Raw genomic sequence first — 26,554 nt, forward strand, 5'->3', positions numbered from 1 at the left:
CCATGCACTGAGCGCATGGCTTGTCTAGTACGACCAGATCCGGGCCTTCTCGACCAGAAAGTCGCGGAACACCCCGACCCGCATGGAGTTTTTGAGGGCCGGCGGATAGACGAAATAGGTTTCGAACTCTGGCAGCTCGACCTGATCCAGAATGCGCACAAGCGTGGGCTCATCCTCGACCATATAGGCGGGCAGCATGGCAATGCCGATGCCGGCGCGGGCAGCCTGCATCATGCCGTATATGGCATTGACCTTGAGGGCGGCCTGACGCGGGGAATTGTCGGGGCGGCCAAGGCGCTCAAGAAAATTCACATCACCGAGGAATGAGGGCACAGGTTCGCCGAACGAGACAATGCTGTGTTCGTCCAGTTCCTCAATAGATTGCGGGGTGCCGCGCTCTTCGAGATATTCCTTGGAGGCGTAGATGTGAAAATTCATCGTGAACAGCTTGCGCTGGATCATTTCGCCCTGAACCGGACGGTGCAGGCGGATGGCGACGTCGGCGGCGCGCATGGCCAGATCGAGCTCGGCATCGTTGAGTTTGATCTCAAGATTGATGGTTGGGTAGAGCTTGACGAATTCGTAGATGCGCGAGGAGAGCCATGAGGAACCGAAACCCACTGTGGTGGTGACGATCAGGGGGCCGGCCGGAGTGTCCCGGCTTTCGCTCATCTGGGTTTCGACCTGCTGCAATTCGCGCTGCATGCGATGGGCGGTGCGAAACAATTGTTCGCCGACCTCGGTGAGGACCAGGCCACGGGCATGGCGGATGAACAATTTGAGCCCCAGATCATCTTCCAGCGCCGACACCTGGCGGGAGATGGCTGACTGACTCATGTTCAGCTTTTCGGAGGCGTGTGTGAAACTGCCGGATTCCGCAGCTGTGTGAAAAATCCTCAGCTTGTCCCAGTCGAGCATTTGGCCTCCTCCGTTGTGCCGCCTATTCGGCGGCTTCAGCCATGTCGTGGGCCGCGAGATAACGCTCGGCTTCAAGCGCTGCCATGCAGCCCATTCCTGCAGCGGTCACTGCCTGGCGATAAATATCGTCGGTCACGTCGCCGGCTGCAAAAACACCGGGGATATTGGTTGCGGTGCTATCGGGTGCTGTCACCAGATAGCCGCCATGCTTCATTTCCAGCTTGTCTTTGAACAGATCTGTGGCCGGGGCATGGCCGATCGCGATGAAAACGCCATCGACAGTGCGTTCGCTGACTTCGCCGGTGGCCAGATTGCGCAATTGGACGCCAGTGACCGAACGCGGCATGTTGTTGCCGGTGATGTCGGCCAGTTCGGTGTTCCACAAGACCTCGATCTTGGGGTTCTTGAACAGGCGATCCTGCAGGATGCGTTCGGCGCGGAAACTGTCGCGGCGATGGATAACGGTGACTTTTGAGGCAAAGTTGGTGAGGAATAGCGCCTCTTCAACAGCGGTATTGCCGCCGCCGACAACCAGCACTTCGCGGTCGCGATAAAAGAACCCATCGCAGGTGGCGCAGGCGGAGACGCCAAAACCCTGGAATTTCTGCTCGGAAGGCAGGCCGAGCCATTTGGCCTGGGCACCGGTGGCGATGATGAGGGAATCGCAGGTATAGACCGTGCCGCTATCGCCAATCAGCTGAAAGGGCCGCTGGTCCAGTTTGACCTCGGTGATGGTGTCGGAGACGATTTTGGTGCCGACATTTTCGGCCTGGGCTTTCATTTGTTCCATCAGCCATGGCCCCTGAATGGGGTCGGCAAAGCCGGGATAGTTTTCGACCTCGGTGGTGATGGTCAACTGACCGCCCGGTTGCAGGCCCTGTATCATCACGGGCTCGAGCATTGCCCGCGCGGCATAAACCGCAGCTGTGTATCCGGCAGGGCCTGATCCGACGATGATGACTTTGGCGTGCATGCTCCGTGCTCCACGGTGTTTATTTCTTCAGCAATAAGTAGATGCACCGCGCTCCTGCGTGCAAGAGCGCGGTCCGGTACGGGCAATATACCGCACCTGCGACAAGTATATAGTCAGTGAGAAGAGGTTATTTGCCTCAAATTTGGGCAATCAGACGAATTTTATCTTCAAAATTTCGTAAGAGTGGGCACCGCCCGGGGCTGCCACTTCAATCGAATCGCCCACTTCCTTGCCGATCAGGGCACGGGCAATCGGCGAGGAGATGGAAATCCGGCCAGCACTGGCATCGGCCTCGGGGTCGCCCACGATCTGATAGGTCTTTTCCTGCTCGGTATCCTCGTTGAGCAGCGTGACCGTTGCACCGAATTTGACGGTGTTGCCGGACAGTTTGCTCAAATCGATGACATCGGCGAGCGCCAGGATGCTTTCCAGCTCCTGAATGCGGCCTTCATTGAGGCTCTGCTGCTCCTTGGCGGCGTGATATTCGGCATTTTCCGAAAGGTCGCCATGGGCGCGTGCTTCGGCAATCGCCTGAATGATCTGCGGGCGGTCCTCGGATGTGCGGCGCTTGTATTCAGCGGCCAGAGCGACATGACCTGCCGCTGTCATTGGTATCTTTTCCATTACTACCTCCCGGTTACGCGGGTCCCATATCACGATTGCCGAAAATCGTTCGGCTCAATCCGTTCGATAATTTCGGGAATTCATTAGATCACAAGTTGCCTCTCGCGCGTTGATTGGTCAAGCGCACGATAAATTTGGCCACATGAACGTCCTGATTGATGAATATGGTCACACTCAGGCAAAAGGCAAGAGGTGTTGGAAATGCGGTTGATAACCAAGGCGAAGAAATTCATCCTGACAATTGGGTTTGTTGCAGTCTGTGCCGGAACAGGTGGGGTTGCCTGGGCGCAAAGCGATATGGTGTTTGAGAGCCAGGCGGGGCCTGTTGCGGCGGAAGTTGTGGCCGAGGGGCTGGCGTTTCCATGGGCGATAGGTTTTCTGCCTGACGGGCGCCTGCTGGTGACGGAGCGGCCGGGGCGCTTGCGGGTGATTGATGCGGACGGTCAGCCGGGTGCGCCGATCACCGGTGTGCCTGAGGTTTGGGCCGAGGGGCAGGGCGGGCTGCTTGATGTGGCGCTGGCTCCTGATTTTGCGACGAGCGGGCGGCTTTATCTTTCCTATGCGCAGCCCGGACTGGGCGGGGCGGGCACTGCTGTGATGGCGGCAACGCTGACGCTTTTAGAGGATAGCGGTGCGCTTTCCGACCAGAAGGTGATTTTTCGCATGAACCGGTTTACCGGCCGGGGACAGCATTTTGGCTCGCGGATTGTGGTGGCGCCGGATGGCAATCTCTGGGTCACGCTGGGGGAACGCGGCGAGCGGGACCGGGCGCAGGACCCGTTTGATCTGGCGGGCGCTGTGGTGCGGATTGCGCCTGATGGCTCCATTCCTGCCGATAACCCGTTTGCCGATGGCGGCAGCGGCAATGCCGCGATCTGGAGCCTTGGACATCGCAACCCGCAAGGGGCGGCGCTGGGGCCGGATGGGACCTTGTGGACGGTGGAGCATGGTGCGGCAGGCGGTGACGAGATCAACCGGCCGGAAGCGGGGCTGAATTATGGCTGGCCGGTGATCACCTATGGCCGGGATTATAATGGACAGCCGATCGGCGAGGGGACTGAAAAGGCGGGCTATCAGCAGCCTGTGCACTATTGGGACCCATCGATTGCGCCATCGGGGCTGGATTTTTACGCAGGGGAGCTTTTTCCCGACTGGCAGGGTGATCTGTTGGTGGGGTCGCTGAAATTCGGGTTGCTGGTGCGTCTCGACATGGCTGATGGCCGTGTGGTGGACGAAGAGCGTTTGCTGGACGGGGCCTTTGGCCGCATCCGGGATGTGCGGACCGGGCCGGATGGGGCCATCTATCTGGCGACGGATGAGCGCGACGGGCGGATTATTCGCCTGACACCGGCACAATAAAAAAGGCGCAGCGGATGGGCGCTGCGCCTTTAAGGTTTTGCCCGCTGCCGCAGAGCAGCGGGGTAAATCAGGCTACGGTCAGATTGTCCGCAGCGGACTTGCCGGTGCGCTGATCCTGAACGATTTCGTAGTTTACCTTCTGGCCTTCATCGAGGCCGTTAAGGCCGGAGCGCTGAACAGCAGAAATGTGCACGAACACGTCCGCGCCGCCCTCGTCAGGTTGAATAAAACCAAAGCCTTTTTGGCCGTTGAACCATTTAACGGTGCCAGTTGCCATAGTGAGTCGCCTTTCGCATAGTCCCTTTAGCGTGGTGATTCCTGCGCCCTCAACCGAGCTGGAATCGGAAATCGATATCTTGGATAGAGACGTCAGCAGTCGCGAAAGTTCGCTCGGCCAGGTCGTTCAGCCGCAATATTCGATAGGGAACGATAGCGCGGAACTGTCGATCTCACAATATGTGTGTGATTGGAAAATTTTGTATTGGCTAATTGCCAGTAACTCTTATTGGAGAAATTCTTTATTTTTTCAGCAAGTTAGGCGTGTTTCGCCGTGTATAAATTCATTTCTTCGAACGGGCAAATTAACTGGAATTCAGCCGGGTAAGTGCTGGATTTGGCGTGTAACAACAGTCAACATTCAATGTAACGAATATAAACTCAGCCGCTATTTGGCCCAAATCATAAAATGCTAAAATAGAAGTTTGGTGTTCTATTTGTGCCTGTTGGCGGGACGCTGCCCGGCCGGCGTTTGACTGTGCCGGACGGGCAGATGCGCCTGCTCGGCAAGGCTACATATCATCGCCGAAATATTTGGTGCGCAGGCGCTCAACGGTGCCATCTTCACGGGCACCGAGAAGGTTGAGCGTGATGAGCCTGCCCAGATTGCTGTCGAGGGGGGTGGCAAAACCATATTTGTCCGGCATGAAAATGGGGCCGACGACATCAAGGCCGCTGCCTGCGGCGCTATTGGCGTAATATTCGAGCACCGGTGCGTCGGCGACGATGGCATCGATCCGGCGGGTGCGCAGGGCTTCGGCTGCTTCTTCGATATTGTTATAGGGTCGGGTGCGCAGGTCTTCGGCGCGCATATGTTCCTCACCCACGCTGCCGGCGAAAACGCCGATCTCGCGCCCGGGAAGGTCTTCGGCCTCATTGATCTGGTTGGAAATGGCGGCGGCGGTCATGACGCTGGTGACAGAGGAGGTGACATAGGCGAGGACCGCCACACCACAGACCAGCCAGATGGCAGCGAAAAAGCGGCCAAAGCTGCCGAACATCTTTTTGCGCGAGGTCTTGCCCGAGGTGGCAATCGACATGACGTGATAAAAACTCTCGGTGAGGCCTGCACCCCAGGTGCGCGGGAATTCCTTGTCGAAACGCCGGTCGAACAGGGTGAGCAGGAAAGTGGCGGCGATGATGACAAGGGTCAGCCAGACATAAGAGCGCAAATAGCCGGAATCCCGCAGACCGTGGAACAGGTCGTCGAGGCCATTGCCGCCGGTTTCGTTGACCATGATGCGCAGGCCTGAATCGTACCAGGGCTGGGTGAAGTCGATACGCTGGGCGCGATCCTTGGTGATGGAGAGATTGGTGACGGCGACATCAATCTCGCCGTTGGCTGTCGCATCAATCAGCGCGCGGGGGGTGTCGAATTCCACGAACTTGCTGGCGAGATCGCTGCGGGCGGAGACGGCCTGCCAGAGCTCGGCGGCCATGCCGGTGTAAAGATCGCCATCCTTCATGATGAAGGGCGGGCTGAGATAGACGCCGACATTGACCACCCCGCCGTCCTGAACGGCTGGTTCCGTCTGGGCGAGAACTGCGCCCGGTGCGAGCATAAAAGCCAGCACAGCCCAGATTTTCAGTGTGATCAGATGTATGCGCATATGGTCCCCCGAATCTTTTGCGATCGAGGGAAAATTACACAGGCGAGGGTGAATGTCACACCCTCGCCTGAAGGCAGGTAAACAGTTTATACGGCTTCGAAATAATCCTGCAGCGGCCGCACGGTGAGGTTGCCGGAACGATAGGCGATGATGCCTTCGACAGCGGCCACGGCACCGGGGATGGTTGTGTAATAGGGGATCTTGCCCAAAAGCGCGGAACGGCGGATGTCGCGGCTGTCACTCAAGGCCTTGGTGCCCTCGGTGGTGTTGATCACCAGATGCACCTTGCCGTTCTTCATGGCATCGACAATATGCGGGCGCCCTTCGAGCACCTTGTTGATCTTGTCGGCGGGAATGCCCTTGCTGACAAGAAAACGCTGGGTGCCGCCGGTGGCGATGATGGTGAAGCCGGCATCTGACAGAAGCTTGATTGCCGGGGCAATGGCTTCCTTGTCGGTGTCGCGCACGGAGACAAACACGGTGCCTTCCTTGGGCACCTTTGCACCCGCACCGAGCTGGGACTTGGCGAAGGCCAGCGCATAGTCGTAATCGAGGCCGATGACTTCGCCGGTTGATTTCATTTCCGGGCCGAGCACGGTGTCGACGCCGGGGAAACGGGCGAAGGGGAAGACGGCTTCCTTGATGCCGATATGCTTCAATTTCTTTTCGGTGAGGTTGAAGCTTGCAAGGGTTTCACCTGCCATGATGCGCGCCGCGATCTTGGCGATGGGTTCGCCGATGACCTTGGCGACGAAAGGCACGGTGCGCGAGGCACGCGGATTGACCTCGATGATGAAGATCGTGCCGTCCTTGATGGCGTATTGCACGTTCATCAGCCCGCCGACATTAAGGGCCAGCGCGAGTTCGCGGGTCTGGCGCTTGAGTTCGGCGATGATCTCGTCGGAGAGATTATGCGGGGGCAGGGAGCAGGCGCTGTCGCCGGAATGAATGCCGGCTTCCTCGATATGCTCCATGATGCCGCAAACGAATACGTCCTTGCCATCGCTGAGGCAGTCGACGTCGATTTCGGTCGCGCCGGCCAGGTAGCCGTCAAACAGGAGCGGGTTGTCGGCGAGGACCGAATTGATCTGCCCGGTCTTGTCGTTGGGATATTTGGCGCGGATTTCGGGCGGCACCAGTTCGTTGAGGGTGGACTGGATATAGGTCTCGAACCGGTCCGGGGTATGAACGATGGCCATGGCGCGGCCACCCAGAACATAAGAGGGGCGGATGACCAGCGGGTAACCGAGCTTGTCGGCAACGATGCGGGCCTGTTCGAGCGAATAGGCGATGCCATTCTTGGGCTGGGAAAGTTCCAGCTTCGAGATGAGCTTCATGAACCGGTCGCGGTCTTCGGCCAGATCGATCATGTCGGGCTGGGTGCCGAGAATGGGCACGCCGGCCTTCTGGACGGCTTCAGCAAGGTTGAGCGGGGTCTGGCCGCCAAACTGGACGATGACGCCGTGCAGGGTGCCGTTCTGCTTTTCTGTTTCCAGAATTTCGATGACGTCTTCTTCGGTCAGCGGCTCGAAATAGAGGCGGTCCGAGGTGTCGTAATCGGTGGAGACGGTTTCCGGGTTGCAGTTGACCATGATGGTTTCATAGCCGGCATCGGCGAGCGCGAAGGCGGCATGGCAGCAGCAATAGTCGAACTCGATGCCCTGGCCGATACGGTTGGGACCGCCGCCCAGAATGACCACTTTCTTGCGATCAGAGGGCTGGGCTTCATCGGCCACGGCGCCATCGAAGGGCATTTCATAGGTCGAATACATATAGGCTGTCGGCGAGGCGAACTCGGCGGCACAGGTGTCGATGCGCTTGTAGACCGGACGGACGCCCAGGGCGACGCGTTTGGCGCGGACATTGGCAGCGCTTGAATCACTCAGCGCCGCCAGGCGTGCGTCGGAGAAGCCCATGGATTTGAGCATGCGCATCTGGGATTCTGTTTCGGGCAGGCCGAAATCGCGGACCTTCTGCTCGATATCGACGATGGCGCGGATCTGTTCGAGGAACCACATGTCGATGCGGCAGGCCTGATGGATGGCCTCATTGTCGAGGCCAAGGCGCATGGCTTCAGCCACGTGCAGCAGGCGTTCCGGCGTCGGGGTGCCGAGCGCGGCGCGAATGGCGTTTTTGTCATCGCCTTCGCCCAAACCCGGAATGCCGATTTCGTTGAGGCCGGTCAGGCCGGTTTCGAGCGAGCGCAGGGCCTTTTGCAGCGATTCCTGGAAGGTGCGGCCAATGGCCATGGCTTCGCCGACGGACTTCATGGCCGTGCCCAGACGATTGTCGGCGCCGGGGAATTTCTCGAAAGCAAAGCGCGGGATCTTGGTGACGACATAATCGATTGTCGGCTCGAAGCTGGCCGGAGTGGCACCGCCCGTGATGTCATTTTCCAGCTCGTCGAGCGTGTAACCAACGGCGAGACGTGCTGCGACCTTGGCGATGGGGAAGCCTGTGGCTTTCGACGCCAATGCCGAGGAGCGGGAAACGCGCGGGTTCATCTCGATCACGATCATACGGCCATCGGCGGGATTGACCGCGAACTGGACGTTGGAGCCGCCGGTTTCCACCCCGATCTCGCGCAGCACCGCCAGCGAGGCGTCGCGCATGATCTGGTATTCCTTGTCGGTCAGGGTCAGGGCCGGTGCGACGGTGATGCTGTCGCCGGTATGCACGCCCATAGGATCGATATTTTCGATGGAACAGATGATGATGCAATTGTCCTTTTTATCGCGGACAACCTCCATCTCGTATTCTTTCCAGCCGGCGATGGATTCTTCCACCAGAACCTCATCGGTGGGGGACGCGTCGATGCCGCTCTCGATGATGTCGAGATATTCCTCGCGGTTGTAGGCAATGCCGCCGCCGGTGCCGCCCAGCGTGAATGAGGGACGGATGATGGCGGGCAGGCCAATATCTTCCAAAGCCTGCAAGGCTTCGGGCAGATTGTGGGCGAGGCGGGATTTGGGTGTCTCCAGCCCGATCTTGGCCATGGCTTCGCGGAAGAGTTCGCGATCCTCGGCCTTGTCGATGGCCTCGGCAGTGGCGCCGATCATTTCAACGCCGAATTTTTCCAGAACACCCAGTTTGCGCAGCGAGAGCGCGCAGTTGAGCGCTGTCTGACCGCCCATTGTGGGCAGGAGCGCATCGGGGCGCTCTTTCTCGATGATCTTGGCAACAACTTCGGGGGTGATCGGCTCCATATAGGTGGCATGGGCCAGATCGGGGTCGGTCATGATTGTTGCGGGATTGGAGTTGACCAGAATGACGCGGTAACCCTCGTCTTTCAGAGCCTTGCAGGCCTGGGTGCCGGAATAGTCGAATTCGCAGGCCTGACCGATAACAATGGGACCGGCGCCGATGATCATGATGGATTTGATGTCGGTGCGTTTTGGCATGATTCGTCGTCCGTTCAGGCGTGCCCATAGAGCCACCGGGCATGGTTGCCGGCGCTCAGGGCGTTAAACATAGAGGCTAAGAGGGCCTTATAGGCAGTCATTGTGTGGAACGAAAGGCCCAAATCGCGCAATTTTGACATTTGCGGGGGCAAATTGGCGCATTTGGCCAAATCCGCAGAAGCGCGGTTAAGTCTACTTTAAGTGGTGCGGTTCAAAATAATAGAATAATCTTATGGGTTCGATTCATGCATTTACTTAGTAGCTTGGCGGCGTTGTTTGCCGTGTCTGCAGACCAGCCCGAATTAAACCGGGCGCAGCTCCGTGCGTCGGCAAGACAAATTCCGATTATGTACGGGATTGTCATTGTTGGTACTATCGCGCTTGGCTACACGCACATAGATTCCGGGCCGTGGGAGCTGACTTTAGGTTTCCCGCTAATATTGATCGCTGTGTCGGTTTTGCGCATGTCGCTTATGTTGCGTACGCGACATGAAACGATGTCCGACCAGCAAGTTGTCCGGCGTTTGCGGTCCACAGTTATGCTGGCCTGTATTCTGGGGCTGGCGTTTATCATCTGGTCGCTCAGTCTTTATCCCTATGGGGATGCATATGCGCGCGGGCATGTGGCGGTGTATTCTGGCGTTACAACGTTTGGTTGCGTTGCCTGTTTGATGCACCTGCGGGCCGCCGCGCTGGCCTTGACGCTGGCCGTTGTGGTGCCGTTTTCGACGTTCTTTCTGATGACAGGAGAGCCGGTGTTCACAGCAATTGCCGTGAACATGATGCTTGTGGCCGCCGCGATGATGTTCGTCATGTTTGGCTATGCCAGGGATTTCGCGAACCTGATCGACCATCAGCGCGCGCTGATAGAAAAGCAGGTGGAAACCCAGCGCCTGAGCGACGCCAATTCGCGTCTGGCCAATCTTGACAGCCTGACCAATCTGCCGAACAGGCGCAGCTTTTTTTCAGAGCTGGAAAGACGTCTGGCAGCGCAGAAGGCGAAACCGACCGGGCTGGCTGTGGGGGTGCTTGATCTCGACGGGTTCAAACCCATAAATGATGTTTATGGTCACCCAACCGGTGACAAACTGTTGGTCAATGTGGGGCAGCGGCTGCTCGATCAACTGGGGCACCACATTTTTGTGGCCCGGCTGGGCGGCGATGAATTTGGCCTGATTATCGAGGGTGAATTTGACGGTGACGCTCTGGTCGCGCAGGGGGAGCTGATTTGCCAGATACTGCGCCAGCCGTTCGATATGACCGGGTTTGTGGCGCAGATGTCCGGCTCGGTCGGGCTGGCGAAATATCCTGATGTGGGGGACAGCCCTGAAGTGCTTTTTGAGCGCGCCGATTATGCGCTTTATCATGCCAAGGAATTCTCGCCGGGCGGGGCGATATTGTTCTCGGATGCACATGAGGCGCAAATCCGCGAGGTCAGCGGGATTGAACGGCGGTTGCGGGACGCGGACATGACCGAGGAAATGTCGGTCATGTATCAGCCCATCGTGGATGTGAGCGACGGGCGGGCCGTGGGGTTTGAAGTTCTGGCGCGCTGGAACAGCCCGGTGCTGGGTGTCGTGCCGCCGAACGCATTCATCAGGGCTGCGGAACGGGCTGGGTTGATCAATCAGTTGACCGAGGTGCTGTTTTTGAAGGCTTTGGACGGCGCGCGGGACCTGCCTGCCGATACGTTTTTGTCTTTCAACCTGTCGTCGCATGACATCGGTAGTTCAGAATGCGTGATGCGGCTGATCGACATGGTCAGAGAAAACGGCCTGTCGCCGCAACGGTTGACCTTTGAGGTGACGGAAACCGCGGTGATGCAGGATTATGAGCGGGGCAAGCAGGCGCTTTTGCTGCTGAAATCGATGGGGGCGAGCATTGCGCTTGATGATTTCGGGACCGGTTATTCCAGCCTCAGCTATGTGCGGGAACTGCCGCTGGACCGATTGAAGGTGGATGGCAGCTTTGTTACCGAAATCGAGAATGACAAGGTTTCTAGGGCCGTGATGCGGACTGTGGTGGACCTGTGCCGCAATCTGGAGCTGGAATGCATCGTGGAAGGTGTGGAGACCGAAGGGCAATTGGCCATTGTTGAAGCCATGGGCTGCAGCAAGGTGCAGGGATATGTTTATTCCAAACCCATGAGTGCGCCTGATGCTGCCGATTACGTGCGGGTGCAAGGCAAGGTGCATAAAGCCCGCATGAAATCTGCCTAGAGCTACGGCCTGTCGTTGAGCTCTGTCTTATTGTGCAGAGCCCCTAGAACATCATTTTAAACCCTTCATGGCTATGGTCGAAGCCGAGCGTGCGATAGAACCGGTGGGCGTCCTGTCGCTGCTTGTTGGAGGTCAGCTGCACCATGCCACAGCCGCGGGCGCGGCATTTTTCCACGGCCCAGCGGATCATTTCACTGCCAAGGCCCTTGCCGCGCTGGTCGGCTGATATGTGCACATTCTCCAAAACGCCGCGCCACATGCCGCGCCGGGTGAGGCCCGGCAGGTAGCTGATTTGCAGGCATCCAACGGGTTTGCCCGCCAGCTCTGCAACGATCAGTTCGTGATTTGGATCATTGGCGATGGCGGTGAATGCGTCTTGATAGCAGGCGTCGCCGGCATCTTCCGGGTTGTCGGCTTTTCCGATGGTTCCAGCGGCGCAAAGGGCCATGATCGTGGGGATGTCTGCCGCCAAGGCAGCGCGGAAGGTGAGGCCGGTCATGATCGAGGTCTCTCGAGGACAGATCCTGATCTGGTAGCAAAATGCGCGGTTCACGTGACGCTGATTGCAGGAAAAAGGCCGGGAGATGATCCCGGCCTTTTGTGTTGTGCGGAGACAGGTTTGTGCTGGTTACACAACGCTGAGTTTTACCTCGATATTGCCGCGCGTGGCGTTGGAATAGGGGCAGATCTGATGGGCCTTGTCGACCAGCGCCACGGCTTGATCGTGATCAATGCCGGGCACCGAGATCTCCAGTTCAACGGCGATGCCGTAGCCCGGACCGTCGGCATTCTCACCGAAATGGACGGTGGCATTGATTTTGGCGTCATCAGGGATGCTGACTTTTTCCATGCGGCCGACAGCTTTGAGTGCGCCGAGGAAGCAGGCGGAATAACCCACGGCGAACAATTGTTCGGGATTGGTGCCGGGGCCGCCATTGCCGCCCATTTCCTTGGGGGTGTCGAGGGTGACGGAAAGGCGCTCGTCATCGGTTGCGGAGGTGCCGGTGCGGCCACCGGTGGAGGTGGCATGGGCGGAATATACAGCTGACTTGATCATTTTTGTCTCGCTTTCCTGAATGCGGTGCCGCCGGGATCAGCGGTTGATTTTATTTAGCCCAAAATTAGATTGTGCGCAATATAAAAGTTGTCGCATTGCGTGATATTGCATTGCGCGCTATTTAATGGGGTGAAAGTCGCAGGTGTAGCGCAGGAGAACGACAACCGATGCAGCAGGATGAATTGCTCAAACTCGACCGGCAGTTGTGCTTTGCGGTTTATGCCGCCGGCCATGCCTTTACCCGTTTCTACAAGCCGCGCCTGGACGCGATCGGGCTGACATATCCGCAATATCTGGTGATGCTGGTGCTGTGGGAAGAAGACGGGCTGACGGTGAAGGGACTGGGGGAGAAACTGTTTCTGGATTCTGGCACGCTGACGCCCCTGCTGAAACGCATGGAGGGGGCGGGGCTGCTCACGCGGCGGCGCGACAGCGAAGACGAGCGGCAGGTGCGCATCGGGCTGACGGCGGCCGGGCGCGAGCTGCGCGGGAAAGCCGCCGGCATTCCGCTGCAGACGGCCGATGCTGTTGGCTTGAAGGGGGCGGAGATGGATGATGTGAAGGCGGACCTTGTGCGCCTGCGCGACCACCTCAATGCGGCGATTGGCGATGTCTGACGATATGTACAAGTATTAGAATAATCTCATCTTGCCCTGCGGATTAATTCTGTAGATACGTGGCCAGTGTTTTCTGGACAAATCCCGTGTTTGTTGTATCGTTTGGAAATATTCCATTCGACCATTTATTTATTTGAAATATCGCGGGGGCCTATCGATATGAAATATTTAGCATTATCTGTTGCGTTGGCGGGTGCAATCTCTGGCGGGTTTGTCCAGGCATCCCTGGCGCAGGACTGGTCTGGTTTTTATGCCGGTGTTCTTGCCGGTTACGGCAGTGGTGAACTCAAGGGAGCAACACCTGCCGGGGCGTTTGCTTCCACCACGTCGTTTAGTGGCGCGCTGTTGGGGGGTACCCTTGGTGCCAATTACCAGACGGGCAGCTTTGTTGTGGGTGTGGAAGGCGATGTCGCGTGGTCGGGCATGACAGGGAGCAAGGCTTGTGTCGGTGCGCCGGCGCAAACCTGCAGCATCGACGTACACTGGATGAGCACGCTGCGTGCGCGGGCCGGTTATACAATCGATGACCTCATGGTCTTTGCCACGGCCGGTTTGTCCATGGCGAACGGCACCGCCAAAACCTCACCGGCATCTGGCGGCACGACGGGCAGCGATACCCAGACCTTTGTCGGCTGGGCAGCGGGCCTCGGCGCTGAATATATGGTTGCCGAAAATGTAAGCCTGAAGCTTGATTATCTATATTCAGACTGGGGTTCGCGGACCTCGCCGATAAACACGGTGGCGGCGGGAAGTGCCTATGTCGGCAGCCCGACCTCACACGCGGTGCGCGTTGGCCTGAACTACCGCTTCTGATTGGCGACATCGCTGATGGACGTATGCGGGGCGGCACTGCTCTGATCGATCTGGAATGCCGCCTTGTCCGGGCGGCATTTTAGCGTGCGGTCTGATAGCCCTCTGGTACGCCAAGGGGGGCGAGGACGAATTGCCAGACTTGTGAGGCGCGGCTGCGGAACGTGCCGGCACAGCACAACAGATAGTATTCCCACATACGCTTGAAGCGTTTTTCGTCCGGGGTTTGCGGCTCGGGCCAGTTTTTCTGGAAGTTCTCGTTCCAGGCCATGAGCGTATAATCATAATGCGGACCGATATTGTGCAGGTCCACAATGACGAATTGATGCTCGATGGCCTTGCCGATCTGGGCGATGGAAGGCAGGACGCCGCCGGGGAAGATGTATTTCTCGATCCAGGGGTCGATGGTGGTTTTGGTATCGGGCGATCCTATTGTGTGCAGCAGGAACAGGCCGTCATCCTTGAGGGCCCGGCGGGCGGTTTTGAAATAGGTGGCGTAATTCTTGTACCCGACATGCTCGAACATGCCCATTGAGACGATCTTGTCGACCTTCTGGTCGAACTCGCGATAATCCCTGACCTGAAATTCGACATCCAGATCCTTGTAGCGCTCGCGCCCATAAGCGGCCTGATCGGGCGAGACGGTGACGCCGACGCAGGAAGCGCCGTATTTTTCGGCGGCAAAGCCCATGAAGGCGCCCCAGCCGCAGCCGATATCCCAAACCCGTTCGCCCTGTTGTAGCTGGATCTTGCGGCAGATCATGTCGAACTTGGCTTCCTGCGCCTGATCGATATTGGTGACCCCTTCAGGCCAGTAGCCACAGGAGCCGGTCATGCGGCTGTCGAGCGAGGCCTTGTAGGCGTCGGTCTGGCTGTAATGCATTTCAGCGACACGCCGCGACAGGCCGATGGTCTGCATGTTGAGAATGCGCGCCTGAACCAGTTGCCAGATCAGGTTGGGGGTGATGCGCAGCTTGTTCTGGATATTGGCACGAATGACCCGGCTGAAGAATTCGGCCAGATCGGCGCAGTCCCACCACCCCTCCATGTAAGCTTCGCCAAGCCCCAGTGTACCTTCGGCAAAAATGCGGTTCCAAAGGCGCTGGTCATGTACTTGCGGGTCCCATGGGTTGGGGCCATTGACGGTGATTTCTGCATGTTCGAGCAGATTGGAGATGAAGGCTTTCTGACTCATGGGCTTTGATGTTCCCGGCAGGCATCGTCGCGTTCATCCATGAGGCTATGAGAGGATTGAAAAAAAGGAAAGAGGATTATCACGACCTGAAGGGGAGGGCCGCTGGTGCCCGCGCGGGATCAGGACGGTGTGCCCGGGCGGCGAGGGCGTGGCCTTTGTTCGCGCGGTTTGGGCCTAATGGGCATGGTAAGGGAAAATTATGATGTTGGCGCACAAGAATATAGCGGGAAGTTTGGTCTTTTCAGACGTTTAGTTCGTATGACGATCCGGTGCGTTGGCAATGTTGCCCAGCGGAATACCGTACTGAGTACTACCATCGTCGTGCAGATAAACGCGCAAAAGAGAAGTCGTGAATCCATGCGTTTTATCATTGGTGGGCTCATCGTTGTTGGCTGCGTGATCGGCGGCTATGGCGCGAGCGGGGGACATCTTGAAGTGCTGTATCAGCCCTTTGAGATGCTGATTATTCTGGGTGCGGCAGCGGGTGCTTTTGTCATCGGCAATACCGGGGCGGTGCTGAAACAGGCAACAGGTGTGTTTGGCACATTGCTGCGCGGTCCGCGCTACAGCAAGGCGGACCATGTGGAACTGCTGGGGGTGCAGTTCACCCTGTTCAAACTGGTGCAGGCCAAGGGCGTTCTGGCGCTTGAAAGCCATATCGAGAACCCCGGCGAATCCGACATTTTTGCGCGGTTCCCGAAATTTGCAGCGAGCCATCATGCGGTGGAGTTCATGTGCGATTATCTGCGCATGATCACGCTGGGCACCAATAATGTGCACCAGATGGAAGCCTTGATGGATGAGGAGCTGGAAACCCACCATCAGGAACGCGAACGGCTGGTCAACGCCATCCAGGCGCTGGCTGATGGTACGCCCGCGCTGGGCATTGTTGCGGCGGTGCTGGGGGTGATCCACACGATGGGGTCGATTGACAAACCGCCCGAAGTGCTGGGGCATTTGATTGGTGCGGCGCTGGTGGGGACGTTTCTTGGCGTATTCGTGGCTTATGGATTTTTTGGGCCGATGGCCCAATCGCTGCGCAATATCTATGACGTGGAGGCAAAGTATTTTCTGTCGATGAGGACGGGCCTTTTGGCGCATATGTCGGGGTATGCGCCGGTGGTGGCAATTGAGTTTGCCCGCAAGGCGCTGATGTCTGAAGTGCGACCCTCATTTGCTGAAATTGACGAGGCGACCGCTAATTTGCAGGCGGCGCGATAGCGGCGGCACCGGGGACAGTAAATGGCTGAGACCGACAGTTCGATCATTATCAAAAAGGTGAAGAAGGGCGCGCATGGCCATCACGGCGGTGCCTGGAAAATTGCCTATGCCGATTTCGTGACGGCGATGATGGCGTTTTTTCTGCTGCTCTGGTTGATCACCGCTGCCTCCCCGGAACAAAAAGAGGGCATTGCCGATTATTTTTCACCCCCCAATATCAGCGAAACAACCAGCGGTTCGGGCGGGGTGCTGGCGGGGACGGCGCATGATGCGCATGGGGCCAAGACTGCCACAGAGGCACCGCCTGAACACGCCAATCTGCAGCAGGCGGGCTATACCAGCGCACAGGGAAAAGAGGCGCAAACCGATGTCCGGTCGACCGAAGACCGTGCGTTTCACAGTGCTGCGGTCAGCATCAAACAGGCCTGGGACGCTTTGCCTGAAATCACAACCATGTCAGATAATTTGTTGATCGAGGAGACCGAAGACGGGCTCGATATCATGATCGTCAATCAGGACGGGCGGCCCATGTTTGCCGAGGGTTCTAAATACCCACTTGAGCACACGCGCGCGGCGCTGGCGGCGATGGCCCCGATCCTTGAACGCCTGCCCAACCAGATTTCCATTTCCGGGCATACGGCGGCGGGCCAGCTTTATGGCAATCCGCGCTATGGCACCTGGGAATTGTCCAGCGACAGGGCCACTACCACGCGGGCAATTTTGAGTGAGTTCGGCCTGTCGGCAGACCGGTTTCATTCGGTGGTTGGGCGATCAACCGAAGATCCGTACTTTCCCAATGACCCAAGGTTGCCCGCCAATGAGCGGGTGAAGGTGACGGTGCTGCACACGGCACCGCCTGTGCCCATGGGAATGAAGCCCTGAGGCATTCGCCTTTCGGGCTTGATTGGTTCTTCTGCTTCTAACAGTTCGCACCCGGCGGGCGATGGTCCCTGCGTCGGTTTTGACACCGTATTGCAACCAAGTCATGGGGTTGTGCGTTGAGCATGCAAGGTGCGCTGTCCGGCGCGCCGTTGAACCATATGAGGGAAGCCATGCTTAACCTGCTTATATTGTTGATTGTCGTGGCATTGGTTGCCGGTGCGCTGGGGTTTACCGGGATTGCGGCCGGGGCCAGCTTTATTGCCAAGATCGTTTTCACAATCATGGTGATCGGTATTGTATTGATGCTGCTGATGATGCTGCTTGGTGGCGCGGTTCTGTTTTAGCCAACAGAGCCGGACAGATTTTGCTGGAAATCCCTTTCGTCATCGCGGTCCAGAGCCGCGCGCGCTGGTGTTCTTCGCTCTGGATTGCCGCGCGCCTTTGGCGCTCGCAATGACGATACAGCCATTCCGGCAAGGGCTGAAATGTTCCAAAGTTTGAACGATAGAAAAAGGGGCAAGCGCCGAGCTTGCCCCTTTTTGCTATTCCGTTGGTCCAGGCCATGGGGCCGGGCGATCAGAGCGTGATGCGATAAATGCCGAAACCAGCCTCGCTCGTCTCTCCGGTTGGCTCGATAGTGACGGCTGTGACATCGGCGACGTGTTCGGCGGCTTTCGGGCCGGTTTCGAACAGGACAGAGGTATTGCCGATGGGGGCCAGTGACCAATTGCTGTCGGCAGCCGGGTTGATCGTGCCTTGCTCGTAGATGAAGCGCACGATGATGTCGCGATTGGTATCGGGGCCGACAAAGATGACGGTTGAGCCATCGGCGCCGGGGAAATTGCCACCGCCGCCTGCACGGTAATTGTTGGTGGCAACAACGAATTTTTGAGTCGGATCAATCGGTTCGCCATTAAACATCAAGTCGACGATGCGGTTGGCATCGGGATTGAGCGGTTCGCCCTTGGGGCCGTATTTCGAGGGTTGGGTGATATCGATCCTGTAAGTGACCCCATCAATCACATCGAAATTGTAGGAAGGAAATTCGGAGCTGATCAGGGGCTGGTCGGTGCCGCCGGCCTCAACCTGATTGAATATGCCTGCCGAGCGTTCCAGCCAGTCCTTGACCTCGGCGCCGGTGATGGCCACGGCGCGGATGGTGTTGGGATAAAGATAGAGATCGGCGACATTCTTGATGGCGACCGGGCCGACGGGGACGTCTGTATAGTAATCGGGACCGCCACGGCCACCGGCCTTGAAGGGGGCGGCGGCGGAGAGGATGGGCAGTCCCTCCCATTCGGTGCCCTTCATCATCTGGGTGATGTACCAGGTCTGGGCCTGGGAGACGATCTGGACGGAGGGATCATCGGCCACCAGCGCGAAATAGGAATGCAGCGGGGCGGCGGTTTCACCGACCGGGCGGCGGATATAATCTAGCGTGCCTTCATGATCGGCTTTGACGGCGGCTTCGACGGTTGCGACGCTTTCGACTGTCGGCACGTTCTTGCCATCGACACGGTCGACAATGGGGCGGGCCTCGGAGGTGTGGGCGGCGATGGTCCAGCCGTTTTCACCCTTTTCCAGCAGCAGATCGATCAGGCCCATATGCGAGCCCCAGAAGCCGCTCATGACCGCGGGCTTGCCTTGCAGCGTGCCCTTATCATTGTCGACGCCGGTGATATCGGCGTAATTGCCGGGGAAGACCAGATGCTGGTGGCCGGTAAAGACCACATCGATACCGTCAACGCCGGCGAGATAAAGCGAGGCGTTTTCCATGGCATCGGTCTGCCCGGTGCCATCAATGCCGGAATGGGAGAGGGCGACGATGATGTCCGCGCCCTGTTCCTTCATTACCGGTACATAGGCTTCGGCGGTCTTGACGATGTCGCGGGTGATGACCTTGCCTTCGAGATTGGCGCTGTCCCAGACCATGATCTGGGGTGGGACGAAGCCGATAAAGCCGATTTTGATCTTTTGTTTTTCGCCCGCGCCGTCGGTGATTTCCTTCTCGGTGATGACGAAGGGCGGGATCAGGGTCTTGTCGGCGGTGGGGTCTGAACCCAGCGTGTCGCCCATAACAATATTGGCGCAGACAAAGGGGAAATTCGCTCCGGCCACGGCCTTGGTCAGGAAATCGAGGCCATAGTTGAATTCGTGATTGCCGAAGGTTGCCACCTCATAGCCGAGCGTATTCATGGCGGCCATCATAGGGTGCAGGTCACCTTCCTTAAAGCCGCGCTCATAGGCGACATAATCGCCCATGGGATTGCCCTGGATGAGATCACCATTGTCGACGAGGATGGAATTGGTCGCCTCGGCGCGCACGCCCTCGATCAGTTTGGCGGTGCGGGCGAGACCCATCGTGTCATTGGGGGCGTCGGCGTAATAATCGTAAGGCAGGATGGCGACGTGGATATCTGTGGTTTCCATGATGCGCAGATGGGCCTGGCTGGGGGCAGCCATGGCAGCAAACGGGTGCATGACGACAAGGGCGCCGGCACCGGCTGTGCTGGCCAGAAAGGCGCGGCGGGAAATGCTGTTGCGGAATTCCATTCGATCTCTCCTGTTGCAGTTCAGGCGCTTGGGCGCCGCGATATCGTGCGGCGTCTGGCTAACTCGGGCCGCGTCGCTACGGATCTGATGCCGGAACTCTGTTACGGGTAGATGACGGGTATGGGTGCCGGCAGATTTTTTTACCGATTGGTCTAAATCTGATCCTGTGGCTCTGCGCTGTCAATTGGCAAGCAGGCGCGGCAGATCACTTTTCGCCGTGTCGCGGTGGGGTTGTGGCTTGGCGTGCTGGCTGTGGCGTGGCAAAAGACAGGCTGACAGCTTGAGGAGTGCGGCATGAAGTGGCGCGGGCGAAGAGGCAGCAGCAATATTCAGGACCGACGCGGTGCAAGCAGTGGCCGTGGCGGATTTAGCGGTGGTTCGGGCCTGCGCATGCCCGGCGGGCGGCGCGGTGGCGGCATTGGCGGCATCGGCCTGATTGTGGCGCTGTTCATTATCGCGGCTGCACTGGGTGTGAACCCGATGAGCCTGCTGGAGGGATCGATTCCCAATGGACCGAGCACCGGTTCGAGCCAGTCCCGGCCCTCGACCAATGCAGCTGATGATGAGCTGGCAGCATTTGTTTCTGTGGTTGTGCGCGAGACGGAGGACATGTGGGGCAAGGTGTTTGCCGACAGCAACATGACCTATGAAGAGCCGCCGGTGGTTTTGTTTTCCGGGCAAACCCGCTCGGCCTGCGGCACAGCGGATGCCAGCACTGGCCCGTTTTATTGTCCGGGGGACAACAGCGTTTATATTGACCTGTCGTTTTATGACCAGTTGCGGGCCCAGTTTGGCGCGCCGGGTGATTTTGCCCAGGCCTATGTGATTGCCCATGAGATCGGCCACCACGTGCAGAACCTGACCGGGGTATTGCCCGAATTCAATCAGGCGCGGGCGCGGCTGAGCGCGGAGGAAGCCAATCAATGGTCGATCCGGGTGGAATTGCAGGCTGATTGTTATGCTGGGGTCTGGGCTGCTTATGCGGGGCAGGAAGATTTGCTGGAAAGCGGCGATATCGATGAAGCGCTGAACGCGGCCAACCAGATTGGCGATGATACGCTGCAAAAACGCATGCAGGGCTTTGCCGTGCCGAAAACCTTCAACCATGGCACCTCGGCGCAGCGCAAGCGCTGGTTTGAACGCGGTTATCGCGAAGGCAATCCGGGTGCCTGCGATACGTTCAACGTGGCGCAGCCCTGAGGCGTGATGGCGGTTTCATTTGACGTTATTGTTATTGGTGCCGGTGCTGCCGGCATGATGTGTGCCATTGGCGCCGGGCAGCGGGGCCGGCGGGTGCTGCTGCTTGAGCATAATGCCGAGCCGGGGGAGAAAATCCGGATTTCGGGCGGCGGGCGCTGCAATTTCACCAATATCGGTGCCAGCGTGAAGAACTATGTTTCCGCCAATCCCAAATTTGCCATTTCGGCGCTGAGCCGGTTCACCCAGCACGATTTCGTGGCATGGGTGCAGCGCTATGGCATCGACTTTCACGAGAAGACGCTGGGGCAATTATTCTGCGATGGGTCGGCTCGGCAGATCATCGACATGCTGAAGGCGGAAATGGAGGCGGCGGGCGTGGTTTTGCGTTGCGGCGTTGAAATTGGGGCTGTGAGCAAAACGGCGGACGGGTTCAGCGTGACGGTGTCGGGCGAGACATTGACCGCTGCGGCGCTGGTTGTGGCCTGTGGTGGCAAATCGATCCCGAAAATGGGGGCCAGCGGTTTGGGGTATAAAATTGCCGAGCAGTTTGGCCTTAAACTGACCGAGACGCGGCCTGGGCTGGTGCCGCTGACCTTTGATCCAGCGCTATTGGCCGAGACCAAGGAGCTGGCCGGGGTGGCCGTGGATGTGCTGGTGACCTGCGGCAAGGTGAAGTTTCGCGAGGCGATGCTGTTTACCCATCGCGGGCTCAGCGGGCCGGCGATTTTGCAGATTTCATCCTATTGGCGCGAGGGCATGGCGATTGGCGTCAACATGGCACCGGACATGGATGTGTTTGAAACCCTGCGCGCGGCGCGGGCGGAGAATGGACGGCAGGATATTGTGACTGTGCTGGCGACATTTCTGCCACGGCGGCTGGCGCAAATGCTGGCCGGGGACGGCGGACGGCTGGGGGATATGAGCGACAAGGCTTTGCGCCGGGTGGCTGACAGCGTTCAGAACTGGCAGGTCAAGCCGACCGGTTCTGAGGGGTATCGCACGGCGGAGGTCACCCTTGGCGGGGTGGATACACGCGGGCTCGACGCCAAGACGCTGGAGGCGCGGGACGTGCCCGGCCTCTATTTCATCGGCGAAGTGGTCGATGTGACCGGCTGGCTCGGCGGCTATAATTTTCAGTGGGCCTGGAGTTCAGGCTGGGCTGCCGGCCAGGTGGTTTAGGTCCGCCCCAGCATGCGTTTGAGCACATTGGTCTTGAAATAGTAGTGCTGCGCCAGGGCTGCCAGAATATGCAGGATGATCAGCGGGATCAGCAGTTTTTCGGCCAGGGAATGGGCTTGTGCCGGTTGGGGCAGGCCGAAAAACCACGCTGTCGCCCCCGAGATCGGCATGCCGATCAACAGCAGGTAAAACAGCCAATGGGTTGCCGAGGCGACAAACTTCAAGGCTGGATGCTCGGTTTCGGGCAAGGCGGGGGTGCCGCGCCTCAGGCGCAGAGTGAGCCGCCACAAGACCAGTGCCAAAATCAGCAGGCCGACAATGGCATGGGGATTGGGCGACGGCTCATTGGGCACGATGCCCCGCATACGATCATCCCAGATGGCGGCAATGCCTTCGTGGAAAATAATCTGGAAGGCTACAAGGACGGCGATAAGCCAGTGCAATATAATCTGGGTTCTGGAATAGGTTGCTGGTGCCATGGTCTCGATCTCAGCCTGATTGGTCAATCAATATAGCATTACACCTGTGTATGAGGTTTGACATAGATCAGCGGGCAGGGCGACCCTTGCGGTGCGCGCCGATATGAGACAGTAAGACGAGACATGACACAAGCGAACGGGTCCGGCGTGGCTATTCCCAAAATCCTGCATTTCACCTGGAAGACCGAAGATGTGCCGGGCAAGATGGGGGAATATCTCACCCTCTGGCGCGAAACCCACAAGGACTGGGATATCCGGCTGTGGACTGATGCGACGATGCGCGAGTTCGTGGCGGCGCATTATCCTGAATTTCTGGCCACTTATGATGGGTATCCGGCACCAATCCAGCGGGCGGATTCGTTTCGCTATCTGGTGCTCAATATCATGGGTGGGGTTTATTCGGACCTTGATGTGGAGCCGTTCCGCTCGATCAATGCGATGGTTGAGGGTGTGGATTGTTTCGTCGGGCTGGAGCCTTACGAACATATCGGGCCTGACCGGCGGCATTGCGGCACGCCCTATCTGCTCTCCAATGCGTTTATGGGCGCGGTGCCGGGGCATGCCTATTTCAGGCTAATCGTCGATCTGCTGCCAACGGTTGCCGATAATCCGGACATTTTTTATTCGACCGGGCCGTCGCTGACGACAGGTGCCGGGGTGCGCCTTGGCCGGGATGAGCGGCCAAAGCTGGTGCCGCCTTGCCTGTGGTCGCCGCATTGCGATGGCGGGAAGCCGTGCACGAGCGATGACAAGCTGGCTGATGATATGGGCGCGGATTTTGATTTCATATGGTCGGACAGGCAGGCCTATGTTTCGCATCACTGGTTGACAAGCTGGGTGCCTTTTCTCAAGCGACACAAGTGGTTGGCCAAGCCGTTTCATGCCATGCACGCGCTGAAATGGGCGGTGCGGGCGCGGCTTTATCCGCAACTTGTGGCCGTGCGTATTCCCGATCCGCTGCGGCCCTATAGCGATCAGCGACCGCAACCACTGGCTGAGGTGCCCGATGTTGCGATCTGCGTGGCCTTGCAGGAAGGGAACGTCAGTCCGGCTCTGGTCGCCGCACTGGACGGGCTTGAATATGACAAGGGCCGGATCCGGGTGACGGTTGGTTCGTTCGCGCAGACAGCGGTTGAGCAGGATGCGGTGCGGGCAAGCGTAAAGGGTCTGTCAGATCTGGGGTTTGCCCAGGTCAAATTGCATTTTGTGGCGGCTCCCGCTGACAACACCACAGCCATGAAAAAGCTGCTGCCTGAAAGCCGGGCGATGGTGCGGTCGGCCGCGATGCGCAATGCGCTGGCCGACGCGGTTGGGGCGCAGGCTGACTGGGTGTTGTTTGTCGGCGGGGAAGTGACCGCGATTCCAGCCGACGCGTTACGGCAGGGGCTGGAGGCGGGTTATCCGGTGGTTGGCCTTGGTATGCTTGATGCATCGGGGCGTGAGGTGGATTTGTCGACGCATCGCTATAACTGGGGTGGCGGCATTCGCGTGACTTACAAAATCCGCGGGCAGGATGGTGTCGCGAGCGCCGGGCGGGGGCAACGCGATTTTCTGGCCGGACAGAGAGCTTTCCGGCTGGTGCCGCTGGATGGTGTGGGGCGCGGGTTTGTGCTGGTGCATCGCGATGTGCTTCGGGCTGATATTCACTTCGCCGAACAGCCTTATCATTTGCATCTTGACGGTGAAGGCTTTGCGCTGATGGCCCGTCATAACGGGTTTGAAGTGGCCGGATTGACGGGGCTTTTTGTTACCCGGGCCTAGTTCATTAGAGTTTTAGACAGTTTCATAAAGCAACGCTCAAAACTTGTGATCTAGTTTGGTGCCGGGGGCGCTACAGCGAGTGGCACAATGGCTATGCGATTGAAAAATGCATCTGACTGGACGCGCGTCCGGGTGATGTTGTTTGTACTGACGGGGGTATTGGCCTGCGTGCTGATAGCGGCCGTATATTCCTATTTCAGCTATAGTGAATTCCATCCTGAAGAGCAGGCGTTGGCGGTGCGAAACAGCATTTTGCTGCCGATGCTGCTGGCGGTCCCGCTGTTGACCATGCTGGGGTTCAAGCTTTTGCAGCTGGAGGAGGTTAATGCCGAGCTGGCGCATGCTGCCAATATCGACATGTTGACTGGAGGCCTCAACCGTCGTGCCTTCACCGAGCTTATTCATGCGGAACTGGCTAAAAGCAAAACCGAGCGCGCCGATGGTGCCTTGCTGATTGTTGACGCCGACTATTTCAAGCAGATCAATGATTCACTTGGCCATGATGGGGGCGACGCCGCGCTTATAGCGATTGCTGAATGCATACGCGCGACAATCCGGGCCGATGATTTTATGGGGCGGGTCGGTGGCGAGGAATTTGCCGTATTCATGCGTGGCGCGTCATTGCCCGAAAGCGTGCTGGCGGGCGAGCGCATTGTCGCGGCGGTGCAGCAGCTTGAGTTTGAATATGAAGGGGTGCGCCGCAACCTGGCGGTCAGTGTTGGCGGCGCGGCCTTTGTGGCCGCGGACATGAAATTCCGCGACCTTTACCGGGCGGCTGACGAACGCCTTTACCAGGCCAAAGAGGCCGGGCGAAACCAGGCTGTGGTGCTGCCTTTCGTGCAAGCCGCCTAGCGTTTGCTTTTATTCGGCGGCGGCTGGCGCTGTATATTCGGCGATTTCGGGCAGACCCTTTTGCTTGCGTACCAGGTTGAGGAACCGGGTGAACAGATAATGCGCGTCGTGCGGGCCGGGTGATGCCTCGGGATGGTATTGAACCGAAAAGATCGGCTGGCCATCCACTGCGAGGCCGCAATTTGACCCGTCAAACAGCGATTTATGAGTTTCGGTGACGCCGGCGGGCAGGCTTGCGGTATCGACGGCAAAACCGTGATTCATCGAGGTGATTTCCACCTTGCCTGTGGTCAGATCCTGTACCGGGTGATTGGCACCGTGGTGGCCCTGATGCATTTTTTCGGTCTTCGCACCCAGCGCCAGCGCCAATAGCTGATGGCCGAGACAGATGCCAAAGACGGGCAGGCCGGATTTTATCAGCTTCTGGATTGTGGGCGTTGAATATTTGCCGGTTGCGGCCGGATCGCCGGGGCCGTTGGACAGGAACACGCCATCCGGCTTGTGGGCCATGATGTCTTCTGCGGTTGCGCTGGCTGTGACAACAGTGACCTTGGCACCCTGATCCACCAGACAGCGCAGGATATTGCGCTTTGCGCCATAATCGACAGCGACAATGTGGAATTCGGGGTTTTCAAGAATGCTGAAGCCCTTGTTCCATTCCCAGCTGCCTTGATCCCAGTGATAGGTCTGGGCCGTGGTGACGGTTGCGGCCAGATCCAGCCCTTCGAGGCCGGGAAAGGCTTTGAGTTCGGCCAGCATGGATTTTTCGTCGAACAGGCCTTTTGGGTCATGGGCGATGACGCCGTTGGGCATGCCGTTTTCACGGATGCGGGCGGTCAGGGCCCGGGTGTCGATGCCGGTAATGCCGACAATGTTGCGGGCTTTCAGCCACGCATCGAGCTTTTGCGCCGCCCGGTAATTGGACGGGTTGGTGATGTCGGCCTTGAGGACGACGCCGCGCACGCCGGAGAGGGCGGCCATGTTGACCGTCTCGATATCCTCGTCATTGGCACCGATATTGCCGATATGCGGGAAGGTGAAGGTGACAATCTGGCCGGCATAGGAAGGGTCCGTGAGGATTTCCTGATAGCCGGTCATGGCCGTGTTGAAGCAGACCTCGCCTGCGGTATGGCCAACCGCGCCGATGCCGTAGCCTTCAAGGCGCGTGCCATCTTCGAGTATAAGAAGGGCGGTCGTGGGCGATTGCTGCCATCCGGTCACGGGCGGTCTCCAGAGATTCTTGTGTCTGATCAGAATTTGACGGACAATATGCGAAGCCGGATATAGGGTCAACCGAATGCGTGTGCAAGATGCTCGCAATAAATCCTATTAAATACAGTCACTTAAGCCCATTTGTTGCAAATCTTG

Annotated in this window: 23 protein-coding genes; 11 read left to right on the plus strand and 12 right to left on the minus strand. The window is 58.3% G+C overall.

Features of this window, described 5'->3' with window-relative positions; genetic code table 11:
- Positions 1-24: 24 nt before the first annotated feature.
- The 3 genes from L1P08_RS00375 to greA all read right to left on the minus strand — a co-directional run bounded on the left by L1P08_RS00375 (position 25) and on the right by greA (position 2,515).
- Entirely contained in the window at positions 25-918 is an 894-nt protein-coding gene (locus L1P08_RS00375; RefSeq protein WP_303618038.1) for a LysR family transcriptional regulator, read from the minus strand.
- 22 nt (positions 919-940) lie between these two features.
- Positions 941-1,891, minus strand: coding sequence for a thioredoxin-disulfide reductase (trxB, locus tag L1P08_RS00380; RefSeq protein ID WP_303618039.1), 951 nt, complete (start codon positions 1,889-1,891; stop codon positions 941-943).
- A gap of 150 nt (positions 1,892-2,041) precedes the next feature.
- The gene (gene greA, locus L1P08_RS00385; protein ID WP_303618040.1) at positions 2,042-2,515 is read right to left on the minus strand and encodes a transcription elongation factor GreA; all 474 of its coding nucleotides are present in this window, start codon (positions 2,513-2,515) and stop codon (positions 2,042-2,044) included.
- Positions 2,516-2,716: 201 nt separating this feature from the next.
- On the opposite strand from greA, the gene L1P08_RS00390 reads away from it, so the two are divergent.
- The gene (locus tag L1P08_RS00390) at positions 2,717-3,874 is read left to right on the plus strand and encodes a PQQ-dependent sugar dehydrogenase (RefSeq protein WP_303618041.1); all 1,158 of its coding nucleotides are present in this window, start codon (positions 2,717-2,719) and stop codon (positions 3,872-3,874) included.
- Positions 3,875-3,941: 67 nt separating this feature from the next.
- On the opposite strand, the gene L1P08_RS00395 is transcribed toward L1P08_RS00390, so the two are convergent.
- The 3 genes from L1P08_RS00395 to carB form a co-directional block, all read right to left on the minus strand.
- Positions 3,942-4,151, minus strand: coding sequence for a cold-shock protein (locus tag L1P08_RS00395; RefSeq protein ID WP_303618042.1), 210 nt, complete (start codon positions 4,149-4,151; stop codon positions 3,942-3,944).
- Between the two features lie 511 nt (positions 4,152-4,662).
- Positions 4,663-5,760 carry a transporter substrate-binding domain-containing protein gene (locus tag L1P08_RS00400; protein WP_303618043.1) on the minus strand — a complete coding sequence of 366 codons (1,098 nt, stop codon included), beginning with the start codon at positions 5,758-5,760 and terminating at the stop codon, positions 4,663-4,665.
- Between the two features lie 86 nt (positions 5,761-5,846).
- Positions 5,847-9,161 carry a carbamoyl-phosphate synthase large subunit gene (carB, locus tag L1P08_RS00405; protein WP_303618044.1) on the minus strand — a complete coding sequence of 1,105 codons (3,315 nt, stop codon included), beginning with the start codon at positions 9,159-9,161 and terminating at the stop codon, positions 5,847-5,849.
- A 497-nt stretch (positions 9,162-9,658) separates the two neighbouring features.
- Here carB and L1P08_RS00410 point away from each other — a divergent pair, with 497 nt between their 5' ends.
- Positions 9,659-11,380, plus strand: a complete 1,722-nt coding sequence (locus tag L1P08_RS00410; RefSeq protein ID WP_303618045.1) for a putative bifunctional diguanylate cyclase/phosphodiesterase — start codon at positions 9,659-9,661, stop codon at positions 11,378-11,380.
- Between the two features lie 43 nt (positions 11,381-11,423).
- Here the strand turns inward: L1P08_RS00410 and L1P08_RS00415 are convergent, their stop codons facing one another.
- The gene (locus tag L1P08_RS00415; protein WP_303618046.1) at positions 11,424-11,879 is read right to left on the minus strand and encodes a GNAT family N-acetyltransferase; all 456 of its coding nucleotides are present in this window, start codon (positions 11,877-11,879) and stop codon (positions 11,424-11,426) included.
- Between the two features lie 129 nt (positions 11,880-12,008).
- Positions 12,009-12,437 (minus strand): organic hydroperoxide resistance protein, encoded by a 429-nt coding sequence (locus L1P08_RS00420; RefSeq protein WP_303618047.1) that lies wholly within the window; start codon positions 12,435-12,437, stop codon positions 12,009-12,011.
- Between the two features lie 167 nt (positions 12,438-12,604).
- On the opposite strand from L1P08_RS00420, the gene L1P08_RS00425 reads away from it, so the two are divergent.
- Positions 12,605-13,054: a MarR family winged helix-turn-helix transcriptional regulator gene (locus tag L1P08_RS00425; protein WP_303618048.1), complete on the plus strand. Its 450-nt coding sequence runs from the start codon at positions 12,605-12,607 to the stop codon at positions 13,052-13,054.
- Between the two features lie 159 nt (positions 13,055-13,213).
- Positions 13,214-13,867 (plus strand): outer membrane protein, encoded by a 654-nt coding sequence (locus tag L1P08_RS00430; protein ID WP_303618049.1) that lies wholly within the window; start codon positions 13,214-13,216, stop codon positions 13,865-13,867.
- A gap of 79 nt (positions 13,868-13,946) precedes the next feature.
- Here L1P08_RS00430 and cfa read toward each other — a convergent pair whose 3' ends face one another.
- Complete coding sequence (gene cfa / locus L1P08_RS00435) at positions 13,947-15,059, minus strand: cyclopropane fatty acyl phospholipid synthase (RefSeq protein ID WP_303618050.1); 1,113 nt, start codon at positions 15,057-15,059, stop codon at positions 13,947-13,949.
- A gap of 357 nt (positions 15,060-15,416) precedes the next feature.
- On the opposite strand from cfa, the gene motA reads away from it, so the two are divergent.
- The 3 genes from motA to L1P08_RS00450 all read left to right on the plus strand — a co-directional run bounded on the left by motA (position 15,417) and on the right by L1P08_RS00450 (position 17,506).
- Positions 15,417-16,280, plus strand: a complete 864-nt coding sequence (gene motA, locus L1P08_RS00440; RefSeq protein ID WP_303618051.1) for a flagellar motor stator protein MotA — start codon at positions 15,417-15,419, stop codon at positions 16,278-16,280.
- A gap of 21 nt (positions 16,281-16,301) precedes the next feature.
- Positions 16,302-17,162 carry a flagellar motor protein MotB gene (locus L1P08_RS00445; protein ID WP_303618052.1) on the plus strand — a complete coding sequence of 287 codons (861 nt, stop codon included), beginning with the start codon at positions 16,302-16,304 and terminating at the stop codon, positions 17,160-17,162.
- Positions 17,163-17,332: 170 nt separating this feature from the next.
- Complete coding sequence (locus L1P08_RS00450; RefSeq protein WP_303618053.1) at positions 17,333-17,506, plus strand: DUF1328 family protein; 174 nt, start codon at positions 17,333-17,335, stop codon at positions 17,504-17,506.
- A 232-nt stretch (positions 17,507-17,738) separates the two neighbouring features.
- Here L1P08_RS00450 and L1P08_RS00455 read toward each other — a convergent pair whose 3' ends face one another.
- Complete coding sequence (locus L1P08_RS00455; protein WP_303618054.1) at positions 17,739-19,715, minus strand: bifunctional 2',3'-cyclic-nucleotide 2'-phosphodiesterase/3'-nucleotidase; 1,977 nt, start codon at positions 19,713-19,715, stop codon at positions 17,739-17,741.
- A gap of 294 nt (positions 19,716-20,009) precedes the next feature.
- On the opposite strand from L1P08_RS00455, the gene ypfJ reads away from it, so the two are divergent.
- Positions 20,010-20,915, plus strand: a complete 906-nt coding sequence (ypfJ, locus tag L1P08_RS00460) for a KPN_02809 family neutral zinc metallopeptidase (protein ID WP_303618055.1) — start codon at positions 20,010-20,012, stop codon at positions 20,913-20,915.
- 6 nt (positions 20,916-20,921) lie between these two features.
- Positions 20,922-22,094 carry a BaiN/RdsA family NAD(P)/FAD-dependent oxidoreductase gene (locus L1P08_RS00465; RefSeq protein ID WP_303618056.1) on the plus strand — a complete coding sequence of 391 codons (1,173 nt, stop codon included), beginning with the start codon at positions 20,922-20,924 and terminating at the stop codon, positions 22,092-22,094.
- Here L1P08_RS00465 and L1P08_RS00470 read toward each other — a convergent pair.
- Positions 22,091-22,600 carry a cytochrome b gene (locus L1P08_RS00470; RefSeq protein ID WP_303618057.1) on the minus strand — a complete coding sequence of 170 codons (510 nt, stop codon included), beginning with the start codon at positions 22,598-22,600 and terminating at the stop codon, positions 22,091-22,093. The genes L1P08_RS00465 and L1P08_RS00470 overlap by 4 nt on opposite strands.
- 96 nt (positions 22,601-22,696) lie before the next feature.
- On the opposite strand from L1P08_RS00470, the gene L1P08_RS00475 reads away from it, so the two are divergent.
- Both L1P08_RS00475 and L1P08_RS00480 read left to right on the plus strand, forming a co-directional pair.
- Positions 22,697-24,334: a glycosyltransferase family 32 protein gene (locus L1P08_RS00475; protein ID WP_303618058.1), complete on the plus strand. Its 1,638-nt coding sequence runs from the start codon at positions 22,697-22,699 to the stop codon at positions 24,332-24,334.
- A gap of 87 nt (positions 24,335-24,421) precedes the next feature.
- Positions 24,422-25,186, plus strand: coding sequence for a GGDEF domain-containing protein (locus L1P08_RS00480; RefSeq protein WP_303618059.1), 765 nt, complete (start codon positions 24,422-24,424; stop codon positions 25,184-25,186).
- 9 nt (positions 25,187-25,195) lie between these two features.
- Here the strand turns inward: L1P08_RS00480 and carA are convergent, their stop codons facing one another.
- Positions 25,196-26,407 (minus strand): glutamine-hydrolyzing carbamoyl-phosphate synthase small subunit, encoded by a 1,212-nt coding sequence (gene carA, locus L1P08_RS00485; RefSeq protein WP_303618060.1) that lies wholly within the window; start codon positions 26,405-26,407, stop codon positions 25,196-25,198.
- Positions 26,408-26,554 lie beyond the last annotated feature (147 nt).

Origin of the sequence: Mariluticola halotolerans, from assembly GCF_021611515.1 — a bacterium.
GTDB lineage: Bacteria > Pseudomonadota > Alphaproteobacteria > Rhizobiales > Devosiaceae > Mariluticola > Mariluticola halotolerans.

Excerpts from the sequence above, each read along its gene's own strand:
- L1P08_RS00375 (WP_303618038.1), bottom strand. The coding sequence starts at position 918 with ATGCTCGACTGGGACAAGCTGAGGATTTTTCACACAGCTGCGGAATCC.
- trxB (WP_303618039.1), bottom strand. The coding sequence starts at position 1,891 with ATGCACGCCAAAGTCATCATCGTCGGATCAGGCCCTGCCGGATACACA.
- greA (WP_303618040.1), bottom strand. The coding sequence starts at position 2,515 with ATGGAAAAGATACCAATGACAGCGGCAGGTCATGTCGCTCTGGCCGCT.
- L1P08_RS00390 (WP_303618041.1), top strand. The coding sequence starts at position 2,717 with ATGCGGTTGATAACCAAGGCGAAGAAATTCATCCTGACAATTGGGTTT.
- L1P08_RS00395 (WP_303618042.1), bottom strand. The coding sequence starts at position 4,151 with ATGGCAACTGGCACCGTTAAATGGTTCAACGGCCAAAAAGGCTTTGGT.
- L1P08_RS00400 (WP_303618043.1), bottom strand. The coding sequence starts at position 5,760 with ATGCGCATACATCTGATCACACTGAAAATCTGGGCTGTGCTGGCTTTT.
- carB (WP_303618044.1), bottom strand. The coding sequence starts at position 9,161 with ATGCCAAAACGCACCGACATCAAATCCATCATGATCATCGGCGCCGGT.
- L1P08_RS00410 (WP_303618045.1), top strand. The coding sequence starts at position 9,659 with ATGTCCGACCAGCAAGTTGTCCGGCGTTTGCGGTCCACAGTTATGCTG.
- L1P08_RS00415 (WP_303618046.1), bottom strand. The coding sequence starts at position 11,879 with ATGACCGGCCTCACCTTCCGCGCTGCCTTGGCGGCAGACATCCCCACG.
- L1P08_RS00420 (WP_303618047.1), bottom strand. The coding sequence starts at position 12,437 with ATGATCAAGTCAGCTGTATATTCCGCCCATGCCACCTCCACCGGTGGC.
- L1P08_RS00425 (WP_303618048.1), top strand. The coding sequence starts at position 12,605 with ATGCAGCAGGATGAATTGCTCAAACTCGACCGGCAGTTGTGCTTTGCG.
- L1P08_RS00430 (WP_303618049.1), top strand. The coding sequence starts at position 13,214 with ATGAAATATTTAGCATTATCTGTTGCGTTGGCGGGTGCAATCTCTGGC.
- cfa (WP_303618050.1), bottom strand. The coding sequence starts at position 15,059 with ATGAGTCAGAAAGCCTTCATCTCCAATCTGCTCGAACATGCAGAAATC.
- motA (WP_303618051.1), top strand. The coding sequence starts at position 15,417 with ATGCGTTTTATCATTGGTGGGCTCATCGTTGTTGGCTGCGTGATCGGC.
- L1P08_RS00445 (WP_303618052.1), top strand. The coding sequence starts at position 16,302 with ATGGCTGAGACCGACAGTTCGATCATTATCAAAAAGGTGAAGAAGGGC.
- L1P08_RS00450 (WP_303618053.1), top strand. The coding sequence starts at position 17,333 with ATGCTTAACCTGCTTATATTGTTGATTGTCGTGGCATTGGTTGCCGGT.
- L1P08_RS00455 (WP_303618054.1), bottom strand. The coding sequence starts at position 19,715 with ATGGAATTCCGCAACAGCATTTCCCGCCGCGCCTTTCTGGCCAGCACA.
- ypfJ (WP_303618055.1), top strand. The coding sequence starts at position 20,010 with ATGAAGTGGCGCGGGCGAAGAGGCAGCAGCAATATTCAGGACCGACGC.
- L1P08_RS00465 (WP_303618056.1), top strand. The coding sequence starts at position 20,922 with ATGGCGGTTTCATTTGACGTTATTGTTATTGGTGCCGGTGCTGCCGGC.
- L1P08_RS00475 (WP_303618058.1), top strand. The coding sequence starts at position 22,697 with ATGACACAAGCGAACGGGTCCGGCGTGGCTATTCCCAAAATCCTGCAT.
- L1P08_RS00480 (WP_303618059.1), top strand. The coding sequence starts at position 24,422 with ATGGCTATGCGATTGAAAAATGCATCTGACTGGACGCGCGTCCGGGTG.